This is a genomic window from Helicobacter mastomyrinus (assembly GCF_039555295.1).
GTDB lineage: Bacteria > Campylobacterota > Campylobacteria > Campylobacterales > Helicobacteraceae > Helicobacter_C > Helicobacter_C mastomyrinus.
Genome location: NZ_CP145316.1, coordinates 808,977 through 835,921, shown reverse-complemented (window position 1 = coordinate 835,921; position 26,945 = coordinate 808,977). Strand labels below are relative to the sequence as shown.

Here is a 26,945-nt window from a genome sequence, read left to right as displayed (position 1 = left end):
AGAGAGGAGCAAGTTTTATTATTTTATAACGTGTTCAAGGTAGAGTACAACATTCTAATATATGCTTTATGATAGTGGAATGCACCATTAGATTCTGTATCTATAAATATTTTCCTTTGCTATTCCCTTGCGGGATTTGGTCGTTATTTTCTGTGAATTTATGTATTATTCTTTATTTGAACAAGGATAAACAATGAAGCACATCATAGCTTTTTTATCATTTCTGTGCATCTTTACCTATGGCGCACCCTCGCAGGAGATTCCTGCTATCACACAAGAAGCAAAGGCACTTTTTCATATAGAATCTTTTCGTATGCAAAATAAAGCAGGGAGATTCTATACCATTTACATTGCTAAGCCTAAGCAAAAAATAGATAGCACAAGCATTTTTTATACACTTGATGGAAACGCATTTTTTCCTATGCTACTTAATACCATTGCGATAGATAAAGCCGCAGATTCTATCCACGCATTACCCATCATTGTAAGCATTGCCCACGATAGCACACTCGCTTTTGATAGGGAACTAAGGACTTATGACTACACGCCTATACTTGATAAGCACCTGCAAGATGAGTTTAGTGGAGGCGGCGGGATAGATACATTCCTCGATTTTCTCATTCATCAAGTAAAGCCTACCATACACAAACGTTTTGGCACACCTAGCAAAGAGCTGCTTTTTGGGCATTCTTTTGGAGGGCTTTTTGTCCTGCATACGATGAGTAGCGCAAATGCGGCATTTACACATTATGTCTGTGCTTCTCCATCGCTATGGTGGGGGAATGGGGCATTTATAGAATCTTATAAAACGCTTGTCGCAAAGAATGCTCCCCTCAAATCACATATCATTTTTACGCGCGGAAGTTTAGAGAAAGAGGGGCAAAATAAACACAAAACCCCTAATGCAAAAAAGCCTTTATATGACATTCAATCTGTGGTGAAAATCTACCAAAAGGCCGCTATTAACCCAAAAAATGTAGTCTTTGTAGAAATTACTAATAAGACACACGGCGGCTCTATACCTGATGCCTTTATGCTAGGACTAGAATCTTTTATGGGGAAATAGGTTTTGGTGGTGTGCAAGGATAGAGTGAGAGGTTCCAAACACTATCTATGCAAATGTAAGAGTCGATAACCTACCTCTATGGCTTCGCACATCGCCTTTTGCCCCGCACTTCCTGTGAGTGTGTAAGTGCCAAGCCCAAGAAGCGGCATTCTAACGTTATTATTGAGAGTAAGAGTTTGCATTGTTGCTCCTTTTTTGGATTGCTTTATTTAGAGAAGCTTGTGTTAGGGGTAGTGCTTACACCCCAAATGTTGCTAATCCTGCGATACAGGTAGAGTTCTTTAAAAACTCTCTGCACTTTTTTCTTGTATTACTTCTCTTTAAAATGAAAAGTTGAAGTAAAATTATAAACCCTGATAGGAGTTGCTACAAATATATTTTACACTTTACAATGGCATTGTTTATCAAGAGTTTTGATTTTTTGCTCTATTTTACTTAGAATTTCTTGTGTTAGTTGCAGGTCTTTGATAATTAACTCTCTTTGGTCTTCAAGGATTTTTTTACGTTCTTGAAAAGTGCTTTTTTCTCCAAGAGAGACGAGGTGCATATAACGTTTAATGTTTGCTAAACTCATTCGCACAAAACGAAACCATTCAATCCATTTGAGCTTATCAATATCTTGATTGTCAAAAAGTCGGACACCATTTTTATTTGTTTCTAGTTCTGGGAAAAGCCCTTTTTTAAGCCAAAAGCGAATTCTAGTAGAGGGAATCCCAGTTTTGCGTTCTGCTTCAATGATTGTTCTTTTCATCTTTTGCCCTTTTATTAGACTTGTTTATGCGGTTGTTTTGCTTAGTGCTTGAAATGTGATACACAATTTACTCCTGAATGTAAAAATTAGAGATTTTAAAGTATGCCCTGCAATATGGTGGTAAAATTTAATTCCCTAAAAGTTTTACCGCCATAAAGATAAGGTTATTCTAAACTTAGTGCATTATGCAAGATATTGCTTGAAAAATACCTCGATTTTATCAAAAGGAATCTTTTGCAGATTGTCATACAAATCTGCATGCACTGCGTTAGGCACGATAAAAAGCTCTTTATTGTTGCCTTTTAGCTTCTTAAAGGCATCTTCACTAAAGTATCTGCTATGGGCATTTTCCCCGTGAATTATTAAAACTGCATTATCTATTTCATCACTGTATGTGAGAATAGGCATATTAAGAAAGCTTAGAGAGGAGGTGAGATTCCATCCATTGTTTGAATTGAGAGAACGTTTGTGATAACCGCGTGGGGTTTTGTAATACGCGTGATAATCTTTCATAAACTGCGGTGCGTCATTTGGCAAAGTTTCAGGCACACCACCAGCAAGTGCGTATTTGCCATTCTTATAATCCTCAATTCTTTGCTGTGCTAGAGTTTTGCGCTTTTGTATTCTTGCTTTTTTGCTGTTTTCTTCGTCAAAATAGCCATTGGCATTGACACGACTCATATCATACATCGTAGAAACTAGAGTTGCTTTAATGCGTGGGTCATTTGCTGCTGCATTGAGTGCAAATCCACCCCAACCACAAATGCCGATAATGCCGATTTTATCTTTATCTACATTCTTTTGCGTGCTTAAGAAATCCACCGCTGCACTAAAATCCTCTGTGCTTATATCGGGTGAGGCGACATATCTTGCCGCACCTCCACTTTCCCCCGTGAAGCTTGGGTCAAAGGCTAGGGTGATGAATCCACGTTCTGCCAAAGTTTGCGCATAGAGTCCGCTTGGCTGCTCTTTTACTGCACCAAATGGACCACTAACTGCAATGGCAGGAAGTTTGCCTTTTGCATTTTTAGGCACATACATATCCGCTACAAGCGTGATTCCAAAGCGGTTATGAAAAGTAACCTTACTGTGAGTAACTTTATCACTTTTAGGAAAGGTTTTGTCCCAGTCTTTACCGGGTGCTGTTGGTAAGTCGTGTGCTTTAGTATCTTTTGCATTTACTAGGCTAAAAGCTCCGCCAAGTGCCACTATACCCACACCGATACTCGCACTTTTGAAGAGATTTCTACGTGTTTTGTTAAGAGATTTATTTTGCATATTTGCTCCTTAAAATATTAAAGTAAGAATAACATTATAAAACCTGATACTTAGTATTTGTCAAGAGTTATGGTAGAAATTTGAATAGCTTTTGTAAAAATATAGAACACAAAAAGCTTATAGAAGAATGCTTAAAGCGACTTTTATGAGGTGTATCAAATCACTTATGGATAAAGTTTAACTTTTCGTGTGTAATCTAAAAACTATGAATTGTATGGAATTCTTACGCAAACACTTTCTTTAAATGTGCCTCATAATCTTTGATATATCGTTCTATTTGTGGGTTTTTCATCACATCATTACAGATAAAAGTTGGTAACGCACTCATTCCCATAAATTGATGAGCTTTGTGTAAATGCAAATACACACCATCTACACCTACCCCCTCAAAGAAATCATTAGGCTCGGTGAAAGCCTCTATGGGTGCATTCCAAGTAAGCGAAAACATATATTTCTTATCCTTTAAAAGTCCTCCTGTGCCATAGCCTACCGCTGGATTATCCCTATGGCGTCCATCACTTGTAAAAAACTTCCCAGCTGCTCCGTGACAGACTTCATCAATATATTTTTTCACAATCCACGGCTCTCCCATCCACCAACCAGGCATTTGATAAATAATCACCTTACTCTCTAGCCACTTTTGCATCTCTTCTTGTGTGTTGTAACCCTTATCAATATGCGTTTGCAAAATCTCAAAGCCTAGTGATTGCAAAGTCTGCTTTGCGACATCGTGCAAGGTGCAATTTAATTTGCCTTGTGATACTCCAAAAGCTTTTGCTCCATTTAAAAGCAAAATTTTCGCCATTTTTTCTCCTTAAAATTTGTTTAAGATAATTAAAAGACATTCTTACAATTATACAACTTATACTAGTATCTATCAAGAAATAATAAGCTCATTCTCTATAAATTCTATACATAAAAGGCTATTTTTGCTAAAACCACGATAATAAAACCAAGTATCAAGGCAACAGGGTGTATCACTTGTGCCAAAGGATTCTTAAATTTTAAAAATTTACAACTTAGCGAGATAATCACCATTAGCACAATAACTAATGCAACACACATTTTTATCACTAAAAAAATCTGTAATGAGGTTTGCAAATATCCCTGCATACTGCCAATATAACGACTTATCATTGCTCCACCTGTAAGCACCAAAAGAGCTAAACATAAAGGCATTATCTTGACACCTCTTTTGCTTATTATACTAAATACCTTATTGGCAATTTCATCACCTACATACTTCCTTATAGGGGTAAGCAGCACCACATCAGTAAAAATATAACCTAAAAATATAATTGCACACCAAATGCAAAGTGAGAAAATACGGATAAAGTAAGTCCATTTAAAATCTTTTAATTTAAACTATTGCCATACTTTTAATAGAATCTTGGCTAAAAAGCTCTAGTTTGTAGCTTGAGTCTTGTTAAGATATGTTGAAGGTGCATCATTTTTCCTTCATTTTAGGGCTTTTCTTTACCATTCTGCGTAAAGAAACAAAGAATTTTATCCACTCATCAAACTCCATAAGCGGATGTCCTCCCCATTTGGTATGCGGTGGGAGATTCTTACCCACTGCCCCACGTCCTGCTATTTGCACGAAATCGCCGATATGTATATGTCCGCCTGTCCCTGCTTGTCCGCCCATAACGACATTGCGTCCGGTGGTGGTAGAGCCAGCCAAGCCCACTTGTGAAACTAAAATGCTGTGTTCTCCTACTACGCAGTTATGCCCGATTTGCACGAGATTATCGATTTTTACGCCTTGCTTAATGCGTGTTTCCCCAAATACAGCCCTATCGATAGTGTTATTCGCCCCAATTTCCACATCATCTTCTATCACCACACGTCCGTTATGCTCGATTTTGATATGTCTGCCATCATTTGTATGCGCGTAACCAAAGCCATCACAGCCTATCACGCTCCCCGCGTGGATATTCACACGATTGCCAATAAGACTATCACAGTAGATAACAACATTTGGATAAATTTTGCAAGATTCCCCAATGCGGACATTCGCGCCAATCACTACCCCGGGCATAATCACACTGCCCTCACCAATACTCACATTCTCTCCAATATGTACGTTTGGGGCGATTTGCACACTCTTTGCGATTTGATTTTGTGTAGAACTCTCAAGTGCGAAGCAGGGCTGTGCAAATAGCGCTGAAAGCAGTGCAAAAGCTAAATGAGGATTTTCTACCACTAAGGGCTGTATATGTGCAGGGATTTTTTCAAGTAGATTTTGCCGTATGAGCACCGCCCCCGCCTTAGAATCTGCAAGTGAAGCGATATATTTATCTTGGTCAATATAGCTTATTTGCGAAGATGAGGCAGATTCTAAAGGGGCGATACCGCTTAGCTCAAAGTCATTTGTAATTGCATTTTGCAATGTGAGATAGCCCTCAAAAGCTTGTGAAATAGCACAGGAGAGTAACATAAGCAGCCTTTTTAAATAAAATGTTCAATCATAGCATATTTGATTTATGAATCCGTAATACCCCTTTTGTGTAAGGATTATGCAGCGATGATATAGAATAAAATGTTACAATAATGTGAATGGTTACTAAAGGAGTGCGTATGGGTAAAGGAAATGTAGGCAAGGTAGTGCTACAAATTGGGGCAGGTGGTGTAGGTGGTGTGGTAGCCCATAAAATGGCGATGAATAGAGATGTATTTTCACGCATTATTTTAGCCTCACGCACGATTTCTAAATGTCAGGCGATAGCGGATTCTATTAGGGCTAAGGGCTTGGGGGAAATCGAGGTAGATTTTGTTGATGCAGATAGCGTAGAATCTCTAGTGGCATTGATAGAAAAATACAAGCCCTATTTGGTGGTGAATGTCGCTCTGCCCTATCAGGATTTAGCCATTATGGAAGCGTGCTTAAGGACAAAAACGCATTATTTAGATACCGCAAACTATGAGCACCCCGATAATGCACATTTTGAATACAAAGAGCAGTGGGCTTATGATACCCGCTACAAGAGAGCGGCGATTTACGCGCTTTTAGGCAGTGGCTTTGACCCGGGCGTAACCAATATCTTTTGTGCCTATGCGCAGAAGCATTATTTTGATGAGATTCATAGCATTGATATACTTGATTGCAATGCAGGAGACCACGGCTATGCGTTTGCGACAAACTTTAATCCGGAGATTAATTTGAGGGAAGTTTCATCAAAAGCTCGATATTGGGTGAGAGATTCAGGGCATTCAGCTTGGGGTAATCATTCCGCAGATGTTGGCACATTTTCAAGGGATATCGCAGACTCTATGTCTAGCTCACCCTTGAAAAGTGCCAAAAGCTACGAAAGCACCACCAATCTTAGAACGCAAGAAAGTAGGGCAGAATCTCATGCGGATTCTATAAACACACAGAATCTAACAACGCGGCAAGGGCGAAGTATTTTTGATGAAAAATCGGGGTTGTGCAGAAGCGAACAAGGAAATAAGACTAAAACGTCTATTGACGAAGTGAGCGACAAACTCCGCGATTTTTCGCAAAAAGACAAGCCCATAGAAGCCACACATTCTCTTGTCTCTCCTACTGACCTCGCCCTCAATCCTGACTTAAAGCAAGATAGCATTTATCGCAAGTTTGAGCGAGAGGAGAAGCATTTTAGATTAGAAAGCAATACGCAGGATTTGAAGGTGGAATCTTACTTTGGGGGGCAGTGGCGAGACATCGCACCCCTAGCATTGATGAAAGAGTGGGAATACCCAGAAGTAGGTGTGAAAAACTCTTACCTCCTCTACCACGAGGAGCTAGAATCTTTAATAAGAAACATTAAGGGCTTAAGGCAAATCCGCTTTTTTATGACCTTTGGAGAGAGCTATCTCACGCATATGAAATGCCTTGAAAACATCGGCTTTTTGAGGGTTGATGAGGTGGAGCATAAGGGGCAAAAGATTGTGCCAATAGAAGTGCTAAAGACGCTTTTACCCGACCCTGCAAGTCTAGCCTCTCGCACTAAAGGGCAGACACACATTGGCTGCTATATGAAAGGGTTGAAAGACGGCAAAGAGCGCACAATCTATATTTATAATATTTGCGAACACGAGAAATGCTACGCCGAAGTGAATGCGCAGGGTGTGAGCTATACCACAGGCGTGCCGGCGATGATTGGGGCGAAACTCATTTGCGAAGGTAAATGGGGAGTTGGGGCAAATTCAGTTTGTAGCGACTTTTTGGGGAGTGCAGCGGACGCTTCATTGCGGAGTATGTCTAATACGCCTCATTCGCTTACCTCGCACAACCCCAAAAATTCATCTGCAACCTTAGAATTTGCAGATTCTAAAATCCAAATGCGTTTGGAGGCAAACAAGGATATGCCAAAAGGTGGGGAATATCAAGGAATTGATAATGCGCTAGAGTTGCAAAATGGAAACAATAAGAATTGTGTGGAAGTGGCAAGTAGTGATAGAAATTCTAAGATTTTAGATGATAAATCAAATACTATTGCGGCAGCGTCTTTGAGGAATTTTAGTGGTTGTCAAGCTCGAAATGAGGGAGTTACCAAAGCGGTAATGACCGAAATTGAGAGCGAAGACTCCGCTAAAATTACCAAAGAGGCAACGCAAGGTGCGGGTGTGTGGAATATGGAGCAAAACAACCCTGATCCATTTATGCAAGAGCTAAACAAGCAAGGGCTTCCTTATGTCGTGCTAGAAATAGAATCCAATGGAGAATCTAAAGTCTTAGAAGATGGGAGAAAATAATTTTTTGAGAGGCGATACCCTAATACAAATACTCTAACATAATGGAGGCAAAATGATTTTTGAAAAGCAAGACTACCAGCAGCATTGTATTGATAATATTAAAAGCATATTGGTACATTATGATTTTAAGACTCATAGCAATCTCAAGCAATGTTTGCAGGAGTTTTATAATATGTCTAATTCGTCTCATTTACCGCCTAAGAAAAATATAAGCGATAATTTAAATATCGATATTCTTATGGAGACAGGCACGGGCAAGACTTTTACTTATCTTAATTTGATTTTTGAACTTCACAAAAGTTTTCAGCAAAATAAATTCATTCTCTTTGTCCCACGCAAGGCGATTTTAGAATCTATCAAGCAAAATATACAGCTTACAAAAGATTATTTTTATATCCAATATCAAAAGCATATCAAAACATATTTTTATACAGGGCGAGAATCTCAAAGTGCAATTATCAGTCAATATATCAAAAATACAGATGAGCTAAGCCTCCTTGTTTTAACCAATAGTGCGATTGATAAAGATAGTAATATTTTAAATAGGGCAAATGAGGGCTTGTTTAATACCAAGAGCATTTTTGAAAATATTATCGCCCTTAATCCCATTAGCATTATTGATGAGCCGCATTTGCTAAAAGGCGAGGCTTTCAAGCAAAACTTTAATAAGCTTAAAAGCTTATATTTCCGCTTTGGAGCGACTTTTCCTAAAGAGAAGACAGATGAATTGAGTAATATGGCATATTGTTTAGATTCTATGAGTGCATTTAGACAATATCTTGTTAAGCAAATAAGGGTTAATAATGCCAGCACAAAAGGCACGGGCTTAAGGCTTAAAAGTGCTAATAAAAAAGGAGCAATTTTTATCTATAATAATAGCGATATAGAGCAAGAGATTATCCTTAAAAAAGGCGACGACTGTGGTAAAATCGGCTTGAATGGCATAGAGATAATGAATATAGAATCTAATAAAGTGTATTTAAGCAATAAGCAAATCATAGAAAAAGAAAATGCTCTAAGTCAAGAAGAGATTTCTAGGATTCTAAAAATTGCTATTGATTTGCATTTTGAAAAAGAATTAACACTTTTTGAAAAAAATATCAAAGCGTTAAGCTTATTTTTTATCCCAAATATTGCAGATTTTCGAGGTGATAAAGCATTTATCAAAGATGAATTTGAAGCATTATACAAAGCAAAAAGAAAAGAGATTCTAAAGCAGGATTTACCCAAATCTTATAGAGAATATCTAACAAAAGATTTTGATGAAAGTGGCAATTTACGCGTTCATCAAGGCTATTTTAGCGGCGATGCAAAACTTTCTTCCAAAGACAGCAAAAATCAGGACAACCAAGAAGCCGCCGATATAGCATTGATTCTAAAAGATAAAGAGAAGCTATTATCCTTTGATACTTCTTTGAGATTTATCTTTAGCGTTTGGGCATTGCAGGAGGGCTGGGATAATCCTAATGTTTTTACTCTTGTGAAATTAGCCTCCACAGATAAAGAGACAAGCATTCATCAGCAAGTAGGGCGAGGCTTGAGACTATGCGTAAATAGCACAGGCAAAAGAATCACACATAGATATTTTAATTATGATGATAATGCCTTTTATGATATAAATTACCTTGATATTGTAGTCAGTGCTAGAGAATCTGGCTTTATAGACACATTGCAAAAAGAAGTCAATGATTTAAGCTTTGAATGCAATAATGAAAACATAGACGAGGAGTTTTTCGCAAAATTTGGTCTTAATAAAAGCCAAGCCTCACGCATTTTAATACGTCTTGAAGATGAAAAGATGATAGCATTTAATGAGACACAGAATAATTACACGATTCTAAAGCCGCTTGATGAGTTTTTGCGTAATGATGAGCGATGTAAAGAGCTTTTAGGCATTAAATTTACAGAGATTTTAAACGCCCTCAAAGCCACAGAGAATAAACATAAGCAAATTATTAATGCCTCTCTCCCCTCTAAAAAAGTAAAAATAAAGCAAGATTTAGCCAAAGATTTTAAAGAGCTATGGGATTTAGTCAATAAAAAGGCAAAGATTGTCTATAAAAATATCCAGCACAAACAACTCATTGATGATATAGCCAATGCCTTTAGGGCAAACAAGATAGCAAAAGAGCATATCATTTATGAAAAAAAGATGTTTAACACCCAAACAAACACGATACAAACATTGCAGACAAAGACACTAGAAGACATCTCTTATGAAGCAGAAATAACCAAAGACATACACAATCAACTATTAGACTTTGCTAAAGGGACACAGCTACCCTTATCTTTCTTAATCCAAGTGTATAATAAGCTTGATAAAACATATTTCTACAATTCCCCTTTTAAAGCTTTTGAAAGCCTCAAAACCTGCATAAAAGAGAGCATTCATACAAATCTTCTCCAAAGCATAGATTATGACTTTTCTTGCAATATTTTTTCATCAAATTATTATAGCCTCATTGATAAAAATGGCAATATAAAAGATTCCATAGATATGCAAAAGCTAGGACATTATAGAGAGCAAGGACAAACGCCCGATAATTATCTCTATGAAGATATTATCTGTGATTCCAATATAGAAAAAGCTATTATAGAAGAACGTCATACAAAGCTAGAGCATTCAACCCTCAAAGTCTTTGCCAAACTTCCCAAGCTTAGCATTCCCACACCATATAAAAACTATGAGCCAGATTTTGCCTATTTTTTAGAAAATAGCAATGGTAAAAAAATCTTTTTTATTTGCGAGAGTAAGGGCTATGATACATATAGCGATATACCCAAAAAAGAGCAGCAAAAAATCGATTATGCAAAAGTCTTTTTTGACAAACTTCAGCAAGAATTAAAAGAGAGTAATATACAAATTATATTTGAAACTAGAATCAACAAACAAGCACTTTTAGAAGTCCTAAAAGAAGCACTGCAAAGGAGAGAAAATGCTAAATCATAATGACAAATCCGCACTTCAAGCACAAGGCATAAATATCATCGATAGCACGGATTCTAAAGAGCATTTTGAGGAGCAATTCAAAGCATTTTTACAGCATAATGCCAAAGAAGTATTAAAAGAAAATCACATTGATTTGAAAGCCTTAAGTTATTTTTTGGGTATAGATGAGAATCTAGCCAATATGCAAGGCTATGAGCTAACGTTCACGGGTAAGGGCTTAGCAAATGCTTTGTATAATACCCCTTGCCAAAAGGAGCTAAAACATAAAGAAACATTTTATGATTCTAGCAATACTAATGCTTGTCATTCTGAAGGAGCGAAAGCGACTGAAGAATCTCAAAAAGAGACTTCCCATCTCACTCAAAATGACAAAAGCAATCTCGCCCAAAACAGCATTATCATAGGCGATAATTTAGACGCACTCAAAATCTTAAAATCCGCGTATAGCCAAAAAATCAAAATGATTTATATCGACCCGCCCTATAACACAGGGAAAGATGACTTTATCTACCCCGATGATTTCAGGGCAGATTATAAAGAGATTCTAAAAGAAGTAGGACTATTAGAAATCAACGAAAATGGAGAGGCAATAGAATCTCAAACATTAAAGTTTTTTAAATCCATTACAAGCAGTCGCTCTCATAGCGGGTGGCTTAGCTTTATGCTGCCTCGCCTCAAACTCGCAAGAGATTTACTCAAAGATGATGGCGTGATTTTCATTAGCATTGATGATAACGAACAAGCAAATTTAAAATTACTCTGTGATGAAATTTTCGGGGAGGAGAATTTTGTAGCGTGTTTAATGTGGCGAAAAATAGAGGAAAATGCTTCATCTGGAGGAACGATGAAGCAAACAAAAACTTTTAGAAAAGACCACGAATATATTTTATGTTATGCTAAAACACAGGGTGAATTCTTAACAAAGAAATATATGGAGTTGCCAAATTTTGAGGGAAATTATAAAAACTTAGATAATGACCCAAGAGGTGCATTTAAAGCTGGTTCAATAAGTATGAAAGGCAATAAAAAATCTGCAAAATATTATGAAGTAACAACACCAAGTGGTAAAAAATATGCTAGAGTTTGGAGAATCACAAAAGATGAATTTGACGAGTTGGACAAAGACAACAGAATCTACTACGGCAAGAAGCAAGATTCTGTGCCACAAATTAAAATATTTTTAAATGAGGAAAGACCCGTTACGCCAAAAACTATTTTTGAAAATTTAGGAAGTGCTTACGAAGCTTCTGAAAACTTAAAAAAGATGTTTCAAATCCCAATAGATAATGAACCTATTTTTGATAGCCCTAAACCAGTTGAACTTATTAAACGGATCTTAGAAGTCTCTACCTCTCCAAATCCTGCCAACAATGCCCTAGATTCTGCGGGGGGGGGGGGGGGGATTACAAGCCTCATAGCTTAAATGCTAGTCATTGCGAGGCACGAAGTAACGAAGCAATCCAAGATTCTAAAGAATGGATTGCCACGAATGCTACGCATTCTCGCAATGACAAGGGAGGAGATTCTAAGGCGGAAGGGGATATTGTTTTAGACTTCTTTGCTGGCAGTGGCACCACCGCCCAAGCCGTTATGGAGCTAAATGCAGAAGATGGCGGCAATCGTCAGTTTATCCTAGTCCAACTTGATGAAAAAATAGATGAAGCAAAATCCAAAACCGCCTATGATTTTTGTAAAAATCAGCTAGGAAGTAAAAATCCTGCAATAAGCGATATTACGATTGAGCGCGTAAAACGTGCCGCACAAAAAATCAAAAATACCCAAGATTCAAATACAGAATCTAGCTTTTGCGTATATAGTTTAAAATCTAAGCCCGAAATCATAAATAAAGAGGGACATTTGCACTTAAAAATGAGTAATTCTCTCACACCATTTGATAAAGCACGAAATCTCGCCTTGCAAAGTGGCAAAACGTTAGATAAGCCTTTAAAAGCAATCATAGAATCTAGGCTCTATAAATGCGAGGATTCCTATTATATTGTGAATTATGAGAAATCTCTCTTAGCATATTTGCAAAAGGCAGAGAATGTGTTTGTCTTTATCAGTGCTTATGAGGAGATAGCCCTAGAGGATTTTTTAAATCTTGAAGTGTCCTCAAAAGAGCGACTATACGTTGTGTATTAGATTATCGTTATGGGTGCGTTACTCATTTTGTAAAGCATAAGCCAGCATAATATTTCACAATAGGCAGCCTAAAGCATTTCGCCACACCTTTTAGCCTTTTGCTCTCCATTTAACACAAATAACAACAAACTTATATTATGATTTACACAGCTATTTAAGGCATAATCCGCTACAAGCACCAAAGGAGCAAAATGCAAGTTTATATCACGCACGGCTTTGAAGCCTATCCGCAAAAGCATTGGTTTATGTGGCTTAAAAATGAGTTAGCCAAAAAAGGCATTTCTACCACTATCCCCGCTATGCCCAATGCGGACAATCCTGCCCCGAATGAGTGGCTTGCCACCCTGCAACAAGAAGCCCAAAATATCAATACGCATAGCTATTTTATCGGGCATAGCCTTGGCTGCATTGCGACTTTAAATTTTCTTAATACCCTGCCAGATTCTGCACGTATTGGCGGAACTATCTTGATTTCGGGCTTTGATACGCCTTTAAGCATTTACCCACAGCTTAATGCCTTTATTGATGGGAAGCTAAATTATGACAAGCTTTGCGCCTTAACGACTAATCGCCTTGTGATTTCCGCACGTAATGATACTATTGTGCCTTCGCATTTAAGCCACACTCTAGCACAAAATCTTAAAGCCACATTTGTGCAAACCCACACAGGAGGGCACTTTATGCAAGATGATGGATTTACAAGCTTCCCGCTATTGCTACATTATCTTAATTACTTTCTTGATTATTGAGAATCTTGTATAAAGATTTTCTTATTCCCTCAAAATAAAAAACAAATGCAAAATTTTGATTAAAGCTGACTTTTAATTAGCCTTTATCATTAAAGATTTTTAAGCATAGTTTCATAGGCTGCTTTCGTTCCCGGACGTACCTTAGTCATTAAACTTGCTACAATAATCACAATACTTGCACATAAAAAGCCCGGCACTATCTCATAAACTTCAAGATAGCTTGAAAGGAAATTCTTATACACCACCACTACAATAGCTCCAGTAACCATACCTAAAATCGCGGCTATTCTGGTCATTCTACTCCAAAATAAAGAAAAAAGCATCACCGAGCCAAAGCTTGCTCCAAATCCAGCCCAAGCATAAGAAACAATACTTAAAACGCTTGAATTTTTATCAGTAGAAATTAAAAAAGCCACGACAGCAACAAGCAATACCCCAAGCCTTCCAAGTCTCATCACGGCAAGTGAGCTTGCTTCTTTGTTAAAAATCCTGCGGTAAAAATCCTCAGCTATGGTTGAACTAGATACCAAAAGTTGAGAACTAGCAGTACTCATAATGGCCGCAAGTATAGCTGAAAGCAAAATACCAGCCACCCAAGGATCAAATAAAAGCTGACTCATCACAATAAAAATCTTTTCAGGATCGCTTAAACTTAAATCGAATTTATCCACATAAGCTATGCCTAAAACACCTATAAAACAAGAGCCAATAAGTGAAATAGCCATCCAAGAAATGCCTATAAAAGTCGCATTTGGAATTTCTTTAGTTGAACGTATGGACATAAAACGAACCAAAATATGAGGCTGTCCAAAATAACCAAGTCCCCACGCAAGGGCTGATATGATAGCAAGAGCTGAAACACCTTCCCCCATAGAAAGAGCCTCTGGCTTTATTTGTGCAACAATTTCCATAGCCTCAGAAAAACCGCCCAAGTGATTAAGCATAGTAATCGGGACAATAATTAAAGCCCCCATCATCAAAAGCCCTTGTATTAAATCAGTCCAACACACTGCCTTATAGCCACCTAAAAAAGTATAAGCAACGATGATAAGAGTACCAGTAATAAGAGCGTATTCATATTTAAGTCCAAAGGTGTTTTCAAAAAGCTTAGCCCCGCTTACAAGCCCTGAGCTGACATAAAAAGTAAAAAAGACTAAAATCACAAGAGCACACACTACTCTTAATATATGCTTATCATCATCAAATCTTGTTTCAAAATAATCAGGTATAGTAATGCTATTAGCTATCACACTAGTATAAATTCTAAGTCTTTTCGCCACAAAGCTCCAGTTCAAAAAAGCCCCTATAGTCAGTCCTATAGCTATATAACTTTCTATAAAACCGCTCACATACAAAGCACCCGGCAAACCAAGCAAAAGCCAACCACTCATATCGCTTGCTCCAGCACTCAAAGCTGAAATAACAGGACCTAAAGAACGTCCGCCTAAAAAATAATCCTCAGTATTTTTATTTTTAGTAAAAAAATAAAAACCTATAAAAAGCATTAAGGCTGAATATGTTATAAAGGTTATAGCAATTTCAGTATTAATCTTTACAATTTCCATCTCTTTTCCTTGTTTTTAAAATTCTCGCACCTAAATTTCCATATCTATGATATGAAATGCTTAAAGATTTTTCATTAAAATAATACAAAAGCTCAAAACGTCCATTAATTAATGGTTTATCCCGTTTAATAATCTTACTGTGTAAGGCTGCTTGCTGATAAATCAAATCCTTTCTATCTGCTTTGGCATAATAAAAGATTCTTTCATATTGAGCCAAATTTTGAGCAAATTCTTCTTTATTTTCTTTTTTGCATTCAAAATCAAAATTTAAATTTTGAAGTTCTTGTTGTATAAATTCTATTTTATCATTGTCTGTATAACTTAAAACGGCTTTTATACCCGTAAATTTACTGATAATAAGACTTGACAAAATATCGCTTAAGTCATCATCTTTACTTATTCTTAAAGCAAAATTCTTTATAGGCTTGTAAGAGAAAAAATTATCCTCTCCTCTAATTTGAACATAATCCTTATTTTGCATAAATTCATTTTCATAATGATATAAATAGCTTTGAGCCATTAAAGCTGCTTTTTGAAGCTCTTGTTTGAAATATGAATTTGATTTTAAACTCAGTTCATTTAAAGTTTCACTCAATTCACTTTGTAAAACCTTTTCATCAGATTCAAGTTGAGTGATATTTAAAAACTGAGTGACATAATTATAAATTCCAACCTTTCTTCCAAAGCCTATGGCTGATTTTTTCACCCCTCCAAAAGGCTGGCGAAGCACTATAGCTCCTGTTGTTGGCTTGTTAATATAAATATTTCCAGCTTCTATATGAGTGTGAAAATATTCCCATTCCCTTTCATCTAAGCTTTCAAGTCCAGCAGTAAGTCCATATCCTGTAGAATTAGCTATATCAATGGCTTCTTGTAAATTTTCAGCTCTCATCACAGTGAGCACAGGGGCAAAAAGTTCATTCATATGAGTGAAATCTCCTTTTTTTGTCCCATATTTTATAGCTGGAGTCATTAAATGCTCGTTTTCATCTATAAATTTAGCTTCTAAAACCCAATACTCATAAGGAGCAAGTTCATTTAAAGCCTTTAAAAGTTTGGCACTTGGTTTATCAGCTAAGGCAGCAAGCTTATTTTTAAATTCAAAAGCTGAGCCCACAGCTAAAGATGAAGCTGCATCAACAAGGCATTTTTTGAAATCTTCATCTTCATACACTTCTTTTTCGAGTATAAGCAAAGAAGTGGCTGAACATTTTTGCCCTGAATTTGAAAAAGCTGAATGCACAATATTTTTAACCGCTTGGTCTTTATCTGCCATTTTAGTGACTATAGTAGCATTTTTACCACCTGTTTCAGCACTAAGCCATAAAGTAGGATTTGTTTTTAACAAGGCATAAGCTGTATCTTCTCCTCCTGTTAAAATACAAGCTTTAAGTTCATCTGTATTGATAAGGTATTTTGATACATCACTGCCTTTAGCGGGTAAAAACATCAGTCTATTTTTACTAATACCTGCGTCCCAAAAACATTTACAAAGCTCATAAGCTGTAAGTATAGATAAAGATGAGGGCTTGTAAATGACGATATTGCCACTAGCTAAAAGTGAAGCTATGCTTCCAGCTGAAATACCTATAGGAAAGTTCCAAGGGCTTATTACTAAACTTAAGCCCTTTGAAGTGAATATAGTTTTAGGATTTTCTTTTTGAAGTTTGCTTAAAGAATGAGGATAAAATTCTAAAAAATCAATAGCCTCGCTTACTTCAGGGTCAAGCTCTAAAAAAGTTTTTCCCACTTCAAGAGCGGCTATGCCTATTAAATCACCTCTTCTTTCTCTTAAAAGTTGAGCTGTTTTGGCTAGGATTTTATGCAAATGTTCAAAACTTAAATTTTCATTTGTATTTTGAGCCAGTTCTAAAGCTTGTTTTATTTCTTTTTGTGAGGCTAAATAAATATGAGCTATATTTTCATTATAAATTTTATCCCTTTGTTCTTTTTTTTCTAAAGCATTTTGGGTAAAATCAAGCTCTCCTATCACAGGATAAATTTCTAAAGATCTTAAATTTTGATATTTAGCCCGAATTGTTTGAGCCCAAGCCCTGTTTTGAGCTAAAATAAAATCAGTATCAGGCTCATTTTTAAATACTCCTGTTTCATATGAACTTGCTGTCTTTGGAGTGTTGTTTCTGTCTTGAATCCTGTGAGTGTGATTATCAAGATTTTTGATACCTTTAAGCGAGGCTAAAAAAAGTTCTTTTTGAGCATTCCAAGCTTCATCACCAACCTTAAGAGCGAAAAAATACCTCATAAAATTATCCTCACTGGTATTTTCATCAAGCCTACGCACTAAATAAGCTATAGCGTTATTAAAATGCTTTTCATCACAAACCGGGGCATAAAGTATTAAATTGTGCATTTTTGAAAGCTCTAAAGAACATTGCATACTCATACCCTCAAGCTGCTCAAAGGTAAAACTTTCAAGGGCATTAGCTTTTTTTATTCTCACATAAGCATAAGCAATTTCAAAAATATTATGACTGGCTATGCCTATGTTAATGTATTTATAATTATCTGATTCTAAGATAAAATCAAGCATTTTGTTATAATTGCTATCTGTATCTATTTTTTTGTTAAAAGTAGGCAAAGCCCAAGCTTTTTGATTTGAAATTAATTCTTCTGCTTCCATATTAGCCCCCTTAACAAAGCGGATTTTAATAGGCTTCATTCCCTTTAAAACCCTTTCCTTTGAGAAGGCAAAAAGCTTTTTAAGATATTCATAAGAATCAGGCAAATACGCTTGTAGAACTATACCAGCTTTAATATCAAATTTAGCAATGCTTTCCATAAAAGCAGCCACTGTAAGTTCTAAGTCTTTAAATTCTTCCATATCAAGATTAATAAATTTAGGCTGATTTTGTCTTTTTTCCTCATCTAGGGCTAAAGAATAAAGTTGGTCAAGTCTTTTAACTACTTCTTCTTTAGAATAATCAAAATCTATAATATTAATTTGAGAAAAAATAGTGGTAATTTTTATGGATATATAAGTAATATAATCACTTTTTATAGCCTCTTCGTATTTTCTGATGCGATATTTGCTTTCAAGTTCGCCTAAAACCTCTTCACCTATCAAATTCACATTTAAAGTGATATTATGATTTTGCTTTCTGTTTAGTATATGAGCTTTTAAACTTGTTTCATTTGCATCTAAAACCATAGTTTTAGTGTCACCTCTTAAGTGTTGTATAAAAAATGGCACACTTAATTTTGGAGCAAATTTGCCAAGATTTAAAAAAGCAAAAAGTAAAAATTTCTCAAAAAGAGTGAAAAAATCAGCTACGCCGTATTTTTTTAAAGAATAATGTATAAATTCAAAACTAGTTTGAGCCTCTTTTGAGCGAAATGAACGGTCAAGTAATTCAATAAGCATAACCTTGGCTTTAGGGTCATTTAAAAGTTTTTGCATTTTATGGTGAAAAGCTTTTTCCCTTAAGCTTATGTTTGAGTTAATTTTTTCTTGTAAGTTTTCAGCAAGCTTAAGACTTTCTTCTACAAGTTCTTGCATATTTTTCTCCGTGTTCTATTTTAAAGTTTAGAATCATTATTACACAAAAAAACAAAAACTTTTATTAAAGAAAAATTCATAATTTTGTTTTTATGTTTTTCAAAAATAGAGATTCTATATATCCTTTGCTGTTGCACTACGTGTTGCATATTAGACCTAATTCATTGCCTATGATAAATGCTATAGATTGTGATTTAATAGCTATAATTTTAGCCTCTCAAAAAACCAACAAGTAGCATACGATTCTAAGGAGAGTGATTTATGTCAAAAGATATGAACAAACCCGTAGAATGCCACACTAAAGGGCAAAATCCATCCTGCAGCGCCACCAATTCACATACCACAGATTCAAACGCCAAAAAACCGCTTCCTACTAAAGAGGGCATTCCTTATCTCGCCCTCCTCTCTTTAGTCTTTGCTGTCTTTGTCTTTAATACTTCTGAATTTGTGCCTATCGGGCTACTAAGCCTTATCGCAAGTGATTTTAATATGAGTGAATCTGGAGCGGGTATGCTTATCACAATGTATGCGTGGGTGGTCGCCCTTGTTTCATTGCCGCTTATGCTGCTGCTCTCAAATATCGAGCTAAAAAGACTTATGCTACTTGTGATTAGCCTCTTTGTGCTAAGTCATATCATCTCTGCATTATCGCAAAATTATGGAATGCTTATGCTCTCTCGTATCGGTGTGGCGTGTGGTCACGCTGTATTTTGGTCGATTGCCTCGCCTATGGCGGTGCGTCTTGTGCCTAAAAATAAGCAAAGCATTGCTCTAAGCTTTATCATCACAGGCGGTGCGATTGCTATTATCTTAGGGCTTCCTTTGGGGCGAGTGATAGGGCTTAGTCTTGGCTGGAGAGCGAGCTTTTTAAGCATTGGGGGCGTGGCATTACTCACAGGGCTACTGCTGTGGCGTGTGTTCCCTAAGTTGCCTAACACAGATTCTATATCGCTTGATATGTTGCCTAAAATGCTTAAAAATAAAAGCCTCATTGCCATTTATGGTATCGCGGCGGTTTTGGTTACCGCACATTTTAGCGCGTATAGCTATATTGAGCCGTTTTTGCTGCAGATAGCGCATTTTAGCGAGGAGGGCATTACTTTTACATTGGTGGCATTTGGGGCGATTGGCATTGTGGGGAGTGTGATTTTTGCGAAGTTTTATGAGGGGAGGGCTAGTCTCTTTGTGGGGATTGCGTTATTTGGAATCTGTGGGAGCTTATTTTTACTGCATTTTGGGGCGATTCATACATATTTAATCCTGTTTATTTGTATCTTTTGGGGGCTTGTCATTACGCTCTTTAATCTTAGCTTTCAATCACAAGTGATTTTCCTCTCTCCTCAAGGCACGGCGATTGCGATGTCTATTTATTCAGGGATTTATAATGTTGGCATAGGGAGTGGTGCGTTGATTGGAGGATTGGTGAGCGACTGGCTTAATGTAGGGTATGTGGGATATTTTGGCGGGGCTATCGCCCTGCTTGTGTGTGGATTTTACATCAAGCGCATAGTGTGGAATAGTGCAAAATCTGCTACAAAGTAGTGTGATTTGCCTTATATTAAGCTATGTCTAAGAGTCTAAGTATCCAACAAACAATGTTTTGAAGGGCTTGTATCAAAGAAAGTTTTTGCAAAGCAGCAATACTGCATAAATATGGAGTGAATATTGATAGGGTAGCTTCTCGTTTTTAAATGAAAAAAGCAGGGCTATAAAAATTTATGCAGCATATTTGCCTGCGCCATAAACGTCTCTAAACCCTCCCAATCCTCATTTTCTAGTAATATCCTTGCTTCTTCAAACTTATCTTGAAAATAAGCCATCGCTTGAAGTACATTGTCTTTGTTTTGCTTAAAGACATCTTTCCACATCAGTGGCGAACTCTTAGAAATTCTACTCATCGAGCGGAATCCCCCGCCCACAAGCGCTAGAATCGTTTGTGGGTCTTCTTGTGCAAGGGTGGCATTTGCGAGGGCATAACTCATAATATGAGGCATATGTGATATAAGCGCAATATGCTTATCGTGCTCCTGTGCGGACATTTTGAGAATCTTCATACCAATGCTAATAAAAATATCCTTTGCTACTTCGACTTGATATGCTCCGCTTTGCTCCACATCTGTCAAAATCACAATATTGTTTTTATACAGCTCTGCTAATGCCGCACTAGGACCAAAAAACTCCGTCCCACACATCGGGTGCGCTCCTACAAAATATGTCCTTAGCCATTCGGGAATACTTTTTAGAATCTCCACCTTTGCTCCGCCCACATCAATAAGCGTGATTTGCGGGTGTATCATATCAGGTGTGAGGGATTGGATAATCTCTATAATCCCGCCAAGAGGCACACTCAAAAACACTACATCGCATTGCCATATTTCATTTAATGCGACACATTCATCAATAAGCCCGAGATTTAAGGCTTGCTGTGCGTGGAGAGGATTATTATCATAGCCCAAGATTCTATTAATATATCGCTGCTGAATCTGCCCTATGTCTTTTAAAGCCAAGCCCATAGAGCCACCCATAAGCCCTAAACCAATAATGCCAATTTTCATTTGCTCCCCCTTGTATTGATACTCTGCCATATTTTTGCCATACTTGCTAAAAACACACAAGCACTTTCACTGCGCAAAATAAGTCTATCACGTAAAGTTATGATTTGTGCAAATTGCGCCCTTTCTTTTGGGCTAAAGCCCCCCTCAGGTCCTACCATAATGCGTAAAGGTGGCATATATTGCGTTTTGTTGTTTGTATTATGCAAACTTTCAAGTACATTCCATTCACAGATATCCTCTCCTTCAAAATCAAAGGCATAAAAGGGTGCATATCGTGCACATACCTCATCAAATCCCCTGTACAGCTCTAAAGACATCAAATCTCCCCTCCCGCATTGTTGTGAGGATTGAATGCAGATTCTGCGCATTCTCTCTAAAGAGGGCATAAATTGCCTTTGTGAATATTCCGCATAAAAAAAGCTAATGCCCCCCACGTTTAATTCATTAAGCATAGGGAGCGTTTTTTCAATGATTTTTGGCTCGATAATCGCCCATAATAAATGCAAAGAAGCCCTGATATGAGGCACTTTCTCACTATTGAGTAAAGATAAAAGCATGTCACGTTTTTGTATTTGCATAATTTTATAAGTATGCAAATATTCATCGTGCAAATTGCGCACCTTAACCACATCTCCTGTTTTGCAACGGCGCACTTTAGCTAAATGAGTAAATTCCTCTCCGCTTACGCATAAAAGTGCCTCTCCTGCATTATTATGGTGTAAAAACTGCATTATTACACAAGCCATATAAGCAAAATAAAGAAAAGCAAATCAAGCCCATAGAGAATCTTGCAAAATTTCACATAGCTTTGCATAGCAGCAAAGCTCGTGCGTTTAGCAACTTTGAGAATCTTTATACGGAAAAGCTCTCCCACAAACACAAAAATACAAAATGTTATCATAGCAATAAGTGGGAGACTAAGCTTAATATCTCCAAACACCCACAGATTCACGCCACTTAGCACACTTACAGAAAGCAAAAAGAATGTAATAGGTGCAATAAACCATATCTTTTTATTCATACGCACAAGATTCTTTGAAGCAAAAAAGAGCGTGAGGAGGTTTAAAACAAAGGGCAATGCAAAAAAATAAGCAAAGATTTTATGATAAAGCAAAAGGCTTATAAAAGTCTCCTGCAAACTGAGTGAATCAAAATCTTGCATAGCTTCTCCTTGATTGATGATTAACCTTAGTAGTTTATTATCACTTAAAATTTTTAACCCCAAGTTTAAAAGGATTCCCCATTAAATCAGAGGCTGTTGTTTTACTCAATATGGGCGCACCGAATAGCATTTTTGAGATAGAAAACTTTTTAAAAAATATGTTTAATGACCCTTTGATTTTGGGAATCAAAAATGATTTTATGCGTAAAATGTTAGCGAGTTTTATCGTTAATAAACGTCTTGAGGATACAAAAAAAAATTATCAAGCTATCGGTGGCAAGTCTCCACTTACCGCCCATACGCTTAATCTTGTCAATAAGCTTAATGCTAAAGATTCTAAGCGATTTTATACTTATGCTATGCGCTATACTCCGCCATTTGCCTATAATGTGCTAGAGGACATACAAAAACAGGGTATTCAATCACTTGTCCTTTTTAGCCTCTACCCGCAATTTTCCAGCTCTACGATTCATTCTTCCTTGCTTGATGCGAAAGCCGCATTGGAAAATCTTGCCTTTACCCCGATATTGCGTGAAATCTCACATTATCATACACATAGTGGCTATATTGATTGTATCGTGCGGAGCGTGGATGAAGCACTCAATGGAGATAGGGCGGAGGAGTTTGTGTTGCTTCTTTCTGCCCATAGCCTTCCACAAGCAAGAATCAAAGAGGGCGACCCTTATCAGCAGCATTGCGAGGAAAATCTCAAAGCCCTAGAATCTGCCCTTCATCAAAAAGACATACATTTTGAGAAAATCGATTTAGTCTATCAGTCTAAAGCCACACCTGTAAAATGGCTAAGTCCCAGCACAAAAGAGGGTATCACAAAATATAAAAAGCATAAAATGATACTCTTTCCGCTTTCTTTTAGCTTGGATAATTCGGAGACGGAATTTGAGCTAAAGATTCTTTATGCTAATCTTGCTAAAAGTTTAGGAGTGCCAGAATATCGCGTATGCAGCTGCTTTAATGATAGTGAGCATTTCGTCGATACTATTATGAATATTATTGAAGAACAAGGAGAATAAATGAGACGTATTACAATATATGCCATGGGTGGCATTATGGGCTTATTTTTATGGGCTTGTAGCGAGGAGCAGGAGGTGAAAATCTCCACAGGAGCAAAAAATGCAGATGAGATTCTTAAACAAGCTGAAAGTGTAGATAGGGCGAGTTATGCCGGATTAGAGGATGTATTTTTAGATACTAAACATCTCTATACAAACAAAGATGACAAACTCACGCTTTTTATTTTTGCAAGAAATAACTGCTTTTATTGCGATAAATTAAAAGGTGATATTGCGCAAAATTCCCAGCTGAAGCAAACACTTCAAGAGCGCTTCTTGCCTTATTATATCAATTCTAGCTACACAAAAAAGCATATCCTCTATAGAGGTGAGGATACCCAAAGCTTTAATACCCACCAGCTTATAGAATCCTATGTTAAATCTCCTTTGCGTCCCACACCTACACTTGTGTTTGTAGATACGCAAGGCAAGAGTATTTATGAGCTGCCCGGCTACCTCCCTAGCGAATCTATGATTAAAATCTTAGATTATATGGCAAGTGGCAAATGGAAAGGTAAAGACGTTAAACAAATCAATAATGAGATAAGAGAGGAATTGCTCTAATGAGTATTATTAAAAGCCTGTTTTGCTCTATGAAAGTGGTGCTTGTGTTAATGGCTATATATGCTATTGCCTGCGGGATAGCGACATTTATTGAAAAGTTTGATGGCACAATGGCAGCGCGGTATTATGTATATAATGCCTTTTGGTTTGAAATGTTGCATTTGTGGCTTTTGCTTTCCCTTATTGGTTGCTTGATCGCTTCAAAAGCGTGGGAGAGGAAGAGATATGCCTCTTTACTTTTGCATGCCTCTTTTATTGTGATTATTATCGGGGCAGGAATTACACGGCATTTTGGCTTTGAGGGGCTTATGAGTATAAGAGAGGGGGAAAGTGCAAATACCATTAGCACAAGTGAGCATTATATCTTCATCCAAGTAGTAAATCCACAGGGTGATACACAATATGCGAAGATTCCCACTTTTATAGATGATAAAATCAATAGCCATATCAAACGTACAATTGATTTTTTTGACAAGCCCTTAAAGCTTGAAACAGGCGAACTTATGAAGGATAATGTCCCTAATGGTATCTTTTTGCTCAATGCTGATATGAATTTTTTAGACAAGGATTTTCATATAATGCTTGTAAGAGATGGCGATGAAGCCCCTAAAAAAGAGGGTATTACAATACGTGAAATAGATGGATATAAGGTTTATTTTGCGTGGGGTGTCGATCATATTCCACTTCCTTTCAAAATTACGCTTAAGAATTTTGAGCTTGAGCGCTATCCAGGGTCAAACTCCCCTGCCTCGTATGCCTCACAAGTAGAAGTGCTTGATGGAGATAGGCCACCTATGCCTTTTAGAATCTTTATGAATAATGTGCTTGATTATGGCGGCTATCGCTTTTTCCAATCCTCTTATCACCAAGATGAGGGCGGCACAATTCTCTCTGTGAATAATGACCCGGGCAAAAATCCTACTTATATCGGCTATACTATGCTCATCATCGGTGTGATATGGCTGCTTTTTGATAAAAATGGACGTTTTGCTATGCTAGGGAGATTCTTAAAAACACAGCATTTTTTTGCCTTTGTCCTGTGTGTTGTTCTAGCTTTACTCACATTGCCTCAAAATACCTATGCTATGCCAAATATTGCCGCCACGCACGAAATAGATAGTACGCATACTGCTACTCAAGAGACAAAGAATATGCTACATTTACAGGATATTCCTACGATGATAAAGGCTTTGCAGGATTCAACCCCACTTACTCAAGAATTTAACAAAGTCCTTGTGCAAGACTTTGGCGGACGCACAAAGCCACTCCACACACTTACAAATGACTACATTCATAAAATCACACAAAAAAATACCTTTCTAGGCTTAAATCCTACACAAATCTTTTTAGGTATGATTTTTTATCCGCAAGAGTGGCAAAGTGTGCAAATGATAGTGACTAAAAGCCCCAAACTAAGGCAGATTCTAGGCACTGATGAAAATCAAAAGTATATTGCTTTTAATGATGTCTTTGCTGATGGGCAGTATGTTTTGCAAAATTATGTAGAAGAGGCTAATCGTAAGGATCCTGCCCTACGTGATACCTTTGAAAAAGATGTGATTAGCGTAGATGAGCGCATTAACGTAGCATTTCTCATTTACACCGGGCAGGTGCTTAGAATCTTCCCCGATAGTAAAGTAGAAAACAATCAATGGCTCTATCCACTTGAAGCCATTAGCTCTGCAGTAGCAGCAGCCGATACGGTGAGGGCAACGCAGCTTTTACATATTTATAAAGATTTCGCAGAAGGTATGGAAAATGGATTAGCAAATAATCAATGGGAGCAAGCCATAAAAGCCGTGCAGGAAATGCGCTCCTATCAGCAGCAATATGGTGAAAATACGCTTATATCTGATGCGAAAGTGGATTCTGAAATCTTGCTCAATACCTACAATCCCTTTCACCAGCTCATATATCCTTATATCTTTATAAGCATTATATTTTTCATTGTCGTACTAAGCGGGATTCTCACTAATAAGCCTATGAGAGCACTCGTGCATAAAGTATTTTATGCCCTCTTGTTTGCATTATTTGTGATTCACACTTGTGCATTAGCTTTGCGGTGGTATGTGAGCGGACACGCTCCTTGGAGCAACGCCTATGAATCAATGCTTTATATTGCGTGGGCAGCTATCCTCTCTGGGGTGATATGCTTTAGACGCTCAAATCTCGCATTATGTGCGGCGAGTTTCCTTTCGGGTATTACACTTTTTGTCGCACATCTTGGTTCTATGGACCCACAGATTGGGAATCTCGTCCCTGTGCTGAAATCCTATTGGCTCAATATCCACGTATCCGTGATTACTGCAAGTTATGGATTCTTAGGATTATGTTTTATGCTAGGGCTTATCACGCTTGTGATGTTTGTCTTAAGGGCTTCAAAGATTAACTTCTCCTCGCAAGTGAAGGCAAATATTGATAATTCTATTCTATCGCTAAGTGCGCTTAATGAAATGGGTATGATTCTAGGGCTATTTTTACTCACAGTGGGGAATTTCCTCGGTGGGATTTGGGCAAATGAATCTTGGGGGCGATATTGGGGCTGGGATTCTAAAGAAACTTGGGCGCTTATTAGCATAGGTGTGTATGCGATTATTTTGCATTTGCGCTTTGTCTTTAAGCATAATCTCCCCTTTATTCTCGCTACTGCTTCTGTGGTAGGCTTTTTCTCAATCCTTATGACATATTTTGGGGTGAATTTTTATCTCTCCGGTATGCACAGCTATGCTGCGGGCGAGGCTGTACCTGTGCCATTGTGGGTAAAAATTATGGTGGCTTTAATCTTTGTGCTTATACTTGGAGCAAGTAGAGGTAGACAGCTTGAAATGCCTAAAATTTCTTAAATCGCTTTAATGGA

Annotated in this window: 18 protein-coding genes and 3 pseudogenes; 10 read left to right on the top strand and 11 right to left on the bottom strand. The window is 37.3% G+C overall.

The window, feature by feature from the left end:
- Positions 1-193: 193 nt before the first annotated feature.
- Positions 194-1,066: an alpha/beta hydrolase gene (locus V3I05_RS04135; RefSeq protein ID WP_343354121.1), complete on the top strand. Its 873-nt coding sequence runs from the start codon at positions 194-196 to the stop codon at positions 1,064-1,066.
- A 41-nt stretch (positions 1,067-1,107) separates the two neighbouring features.
- Here V3I05_RS04135 and V3I05_RS04130 read toward each other — a convergent pair whose 3' ends face one another.
- From V3I05_RS04130 to lpxD, 6 genes and pseudogenes are all read right to left on the bottom strand, one after another.
- Positions 1,108-1,248 carry a hypothetical protein gene (locus V3I05_RS04130; RefSeq protein WP_343354119.1) on the bottom strand — a complete coding sequence of 47 codons (141 nt, stop codon included), beginning with the start codon at positions 1,246-1,248 and terminating at the stop codon, positions 1,108-1,110.
- A 197-nt stretch (positions 1,249-1,445) separates the two neighbouring features.
- Positions 1,446-1,817: a MerR family transcriptional regulator gene (locus V3I05_RS04125; protein WP_052087312.1), complete on the bottom strand. Its 372-nt coding sequence runs from the start codon at positions 1,815-1,817 to the stop codon at positions 1,446-1,448.
- Between the two features lie 183 nt (positions 1,818-2,000).
- Complete coding sequence (locus V3I05_RS04120; RefSeq protein ID WP_343354116.1) at positions 2,001-3,095, bottom strand: alpha/beta hydrolase; 1,095 nt, start codon at positions 3,093-3,095, stop codon at positions 2,001-2,003.
- 223 nt (positions 3,096-3,318) lie between these two features.
- Positions 3,319-3,900, bottom strand: coding sequence for an NAD(P)H-dependent oxidoreductase (locus V3I05_RS04115; protein ID WP_343354114.1), 582 nt, complete (start codon positions 3,898-3,900; stop codon positions 3,319-3,321).
- A 104-nt stretch (positions 3,901-4,004) separates the two neighbouring features.
- Positions 4,005-4,440, bottom strand: a pseudogene (locus V3I05_RS04110) (copper resistance protein CopD).
- A 102-nt stretch (positions 4,441-4,542) separates the two neighbouring features.
- Positions 4,543-5,535: a UDP-3-O-(3-hydroxymyristoyl)glucosamine N-acyltransferase gene (gene lpxD / locus V3I05_RS04105; protein WP_343354113.1), complete on the bottom strand. Its 993-nt coding sequence runs from the start codon at positions 5,533-5,535 to the stop codon at positions 4,543-4,545.
- A 140-nt stretch (positions 5,536-5,675) separates the two neighbouring features.
- On the opposite strand from lpxD, the gene V3I05_RS04100 reads away from it, so the two are divergent.
- The 5 genes and pseudogenes from V3I05_RS04100 to V3I05_RS04080 all read left to right on the top strand — a co-directional run bounded on the left by V3I05_RS04100 (position 5,676) and on the right by V3I05_RS04080 (position 13,655).
- On the top strand, positions 5,676-7,814 hold the full coding sequence (locus tag V3I05_RS04100) for a saccharopine dehydrogenase family protein (RefSeq protein WP_343354111.1): 2,139 nt from the start codon (positions 5,676-5,678) through the stop codon (positions 7,812-7,814).
- 52 nt (positions 7,815-7,866) lie between these two features.
- Positions 7,867-10,764 carry a DEAD/DEAH box helicase family protein gene (locus tag V3I05_RS04095; protein ID WP_343354109.1) on the top strand — a complete coding sequence of 966 codons (2,898 nt, stop codon included), beginning with the start codon at positions 7,867-7,869 and terminating at the stop codon, positions 10,762-10,764.
- A 169-nt stretch (positions 10,765-10,933) separates the two neighbouring features.
- Positions 10,934-12,163, top strand: a pseudogene (locus V3I05_RS04090) (site-specific DNA-methyltransferase); the annotation flags it as partial.
- Positions 12,164-12,297: 134 nt separating this feature from the next.
- Positions 12,298-12,906 (top strand): annotated as a pseudogene (locus tag V3I05_RS04085) (DNA methyltransferase); the annotation flags it as partial.
- A gap of 191 nt (positions 12,907-13,097) precedes the next feature.
- Complete coding sequence (locus tag V3I05_RS04080) at positions 13,098-13,655, top strand: RBBP9/YdeN family alpha/beta hydrolase (RefSeq protein WP_343354106.1); 558 nt, start codon at positions 13,098-13,100, stop codon at positions 13,653-13,655.
- An 89-nt stretch (positions 13,656-13,744) separates the two neighbouring features.
- Here the strand turns inward: V3I05_RS04080 and putP are convergent, their stop codons facing one another.
- Both putP and V3I05_RS04070 read right to left on the bottom strand, forming a co-directional pair.
- Entirely contained in the window at positions 13,745-15,220 is a 1,476-nt protein-coding gene (gene putP / locus V3I05_RS04075) for a sodium/proline symporter PutP (protein ID WP_343354105.1), read from the bottom strand.
- Entirely contained in the window at positions 15,201-18,737 is a 3,537-nt protein-coding gene (locus V3I05_RS04070) for a proline dehydrogenase family protein (RefSeq protein ID WP_343354104.1), read from the bottom strand. The genes putP and V3I05_RS04070 overlap by 20 nt, the downstream gene beginning before the upstream one ends.
- Before the next feature lie 261 nt (positions 18,738-18,998).
- Here V3I05_RS04070 and V3I05_RS04065 point away from each other — a divergent pair, with 261 nt between their 5' ends.
- Positions 18,999-20,279: a sugar transporter gene (locus tag V3I05_RS04065; RefSeq protein ID WP_343354103.1), complete on the top strand. Its 1,281-nt coding sequence runs from the start codon at positions 18,999-19,001 to the stop codon at positions 20,277-20,279.
- A 164-nt stretch (positions 20,280-20,443) separates the two neighbouring features.
- Here the strand turns inward: V3I05_RS04065 and V3I05_RS04060 are convergent, their stop codons facing one another.
- Genes V3I05_RS04060 through V3I05_RS04050 form a run of 3 tightly spaced genes read right to left on the bottom strand, consistent with a single transcriptional unit; the run spans position 20,444 to position 22,454 of the window.
- A complete protein-coding gene (locus tag V3I05_RS04060; protein WP_343354102.1) occupies positions 20,444-21,292 on the bottom strand; it encodes a prephenate dehydrogenase in 849 nt (282 codons plus the stop codon).
- Positions 21,289-22,023 carry a 16S rRNA (uracil(1498)-N(3))-methyltransferase gene (locus V3I05_RS04055; RefSeq protein WP_300446679.1) on the bottom strand — a complete coding sequence of 245 codons (735 nt, stop codon included), beginning with the start codon at positions 22,021-22,023 and terminating at the stop codon, positions 21,289-21,291. The genes V3I05_RS04060 and V3I05_RS04055 overlap by 4 nt, the downstream gene beginning before the upstream one ends.
- 2 nt (positions 22,024-22,025) lie before the next feature.
- Positions 22,026-22,454 carry a hypothetical protein gene (locus V3I05_RS04050; protein ID WP_343354100.1) on the bottom strand — a complete coding sequence of 143 codons (429 nt, stop codon included), beginning with the start codon at positions 22,452-22,454 and terminating at the stop codon, positions 22,026-22,028.
- An 80-nt stretch (positions 22,455-22,534) separates the two neighbouring features.
- Between V3I05_RS04050 and hemH the strand changes: the two genes are divergently transcribed.
- The 3 genes from hemH to ccsA are packed head-to-tail and all read left to right on the top strand — an operon-like array spanning position 22,535 to position 26,931.
- Positions 22,535-23,485, top strand: coding sequence for a ferrochelatase (hemH, locus tag V3I05_RS04045; protein ID WP_425531746.1), 951 nt, complete (start codon positions 22,535-22,537; stop codon positions 23,483-23,485).
- The gene (locus V3I05_RS04040) at positions 23,486-24,088 is read left to right on the top strand and encodes a thioredoxin fold domain-containing protein (RefSeq protein ID WP_295697796.1); all 603 of its coding nucleotides are present in this window, start codon (positions 23,486-23,488) and stop codon (positions 24,086-24,088) included.
- Positions 24,088-26,931, top strand: a complete 2,844-nt coding sequence (gene ccsA, locus V3I05_RS04035) for a cytochrome c biogenesis protein CcsA (RefSeq protein WP_343354098.1) — start codon at positions 24,088-24,090, stop codon at positions 26,929-26,931. Before V3I05_RS04040 ends, ccsA begins: the two co-directional genes overlap by 1 nt.
- The last annotated feature ends 14 nt before the right edge of the window (positions 26,932-26,945 follow it).

Excerpts from the sequence above, each read along its gene's own strand:
- V3I05_RS04050 (WP_343354100.1), bottom strand. The coding sequence starts at position 22,454 with ATGCAAGATTTTGATTCACTCAGTTTGCAGGAGACTTTTATAAGCCTT.
- V3I05_RS04065 (WP_343354103.1), top strand. The coding sequence starts at position 18,999 with ATGTCAAAAGATATGAACAAACCCGTAGAATGCCACACTAAAGGGCAA.
- V3I05_RS04115 (WP_343354114.1), bottom strand. The coding sequence starts at position 3,900 with ATGGCGAAAATTTTGCTTTTAAATGGAGCAAAAGCTTTTGGAGTATCA.
- V3I05_RS04060 (WP_343354102.1), bottom strand. The coding sequence starts at position 21,292 with ATGAAAATTGGCATTATTGGTTTAGGGCTTATGGGTGGCTCTATGGGC.
- V3I05_RS04095 (WP_343354109.1), top strand. The coding sequence starts at position 7,867 with ATGATTTTTGAAAAGCAAGACTACCAGCAGCATTGTATTGATAATATT.
- V3I05_RS04055 (WP_300446679.1), bottom strand. The coding sequence starts at position 22,023 with ATGCAGTTTTTACACCATAATAATGCAGGAGAGGCACTTTTATGCGTA.
- V3I05_RS04135 (WP_343354121.1), top strand. The coding sequence starts at position 194 with ATGAAGCACATCATAGCTTTTTTATCATTTCTGTGCATCTTTACCTAT.
- V3I05_RS04070 (WP_343354104.1), bottom strand. The coding sequence starts at position 18,737 with ATGCAAGAACTTGTAGAAGAAAGTCTTAAGCTTGCTGAAAACTTACAA.
- V3I05_RS04130 (WP_343354119.1), bottom strand. The coding sequence starts at position 1,248 with ATGCAAACTCTTACTCTCAATAATAACGTTAGAATGCCGCTTCTTGGG.
- V3I05_RS04125 (WP_052087312.1), bottom strand. The coding sequence starts at position 1,817 with ATGAAAAGAACAATCATTGAAGCAGAACGCAAAACTGGGATTCCCTCT.
- V3I05_RS04040 (WP_295697796.1), top strand. The coding sequence starts at position 23,486 with ATGAGACGTATTACAATATATGCCATGGGTGGCATTATGGGCTTATTT.
- ccsA (WP_343354098.1), top strand. The coding sequence starts at position 24,088 with ATGAGTATTATTAAAAGCCTGTTTTGCTCTATGAAAGTGGTGCTTGTG.
- V3I05_RS04080 (WP_343354106.1), top strand. The coding sequence starts at position 13,098 with ATGCAAGTTTATATCACGCACGGCTTTGAAGCCTATCCGCAAAAGCAT.
- putP (WP_343354105.1), bottom strand. The coding sequence starts at position 15,220 with ATGGAAATTGTAAAGATTAATACTGAAATTGCTATAACCTTTATAACA.
- V3I05_RS04100 (WP_343354111.1), top strand. The coding sequence starts at position 5,676 with ATGGGTAAAGGAAATGTAGGCAAGGTAGTGCTACAAATTGGGGCAGGT.
- lpxD (WP_343354113.1), bottom strand. The coding sequence starts at position 5,535 with ATGTTACTCTCCTGTGCTATTTCACAAGCTTTTGAGGGCTATCTCACA.
- V3I05_RS04120 (WP_343354116.1), bottom strand. The coding sequence starts at position 3,095 with ATGCAAAATAAATCTCTTAACAAAACACGTAGAAATCTCTTCAAAAGT.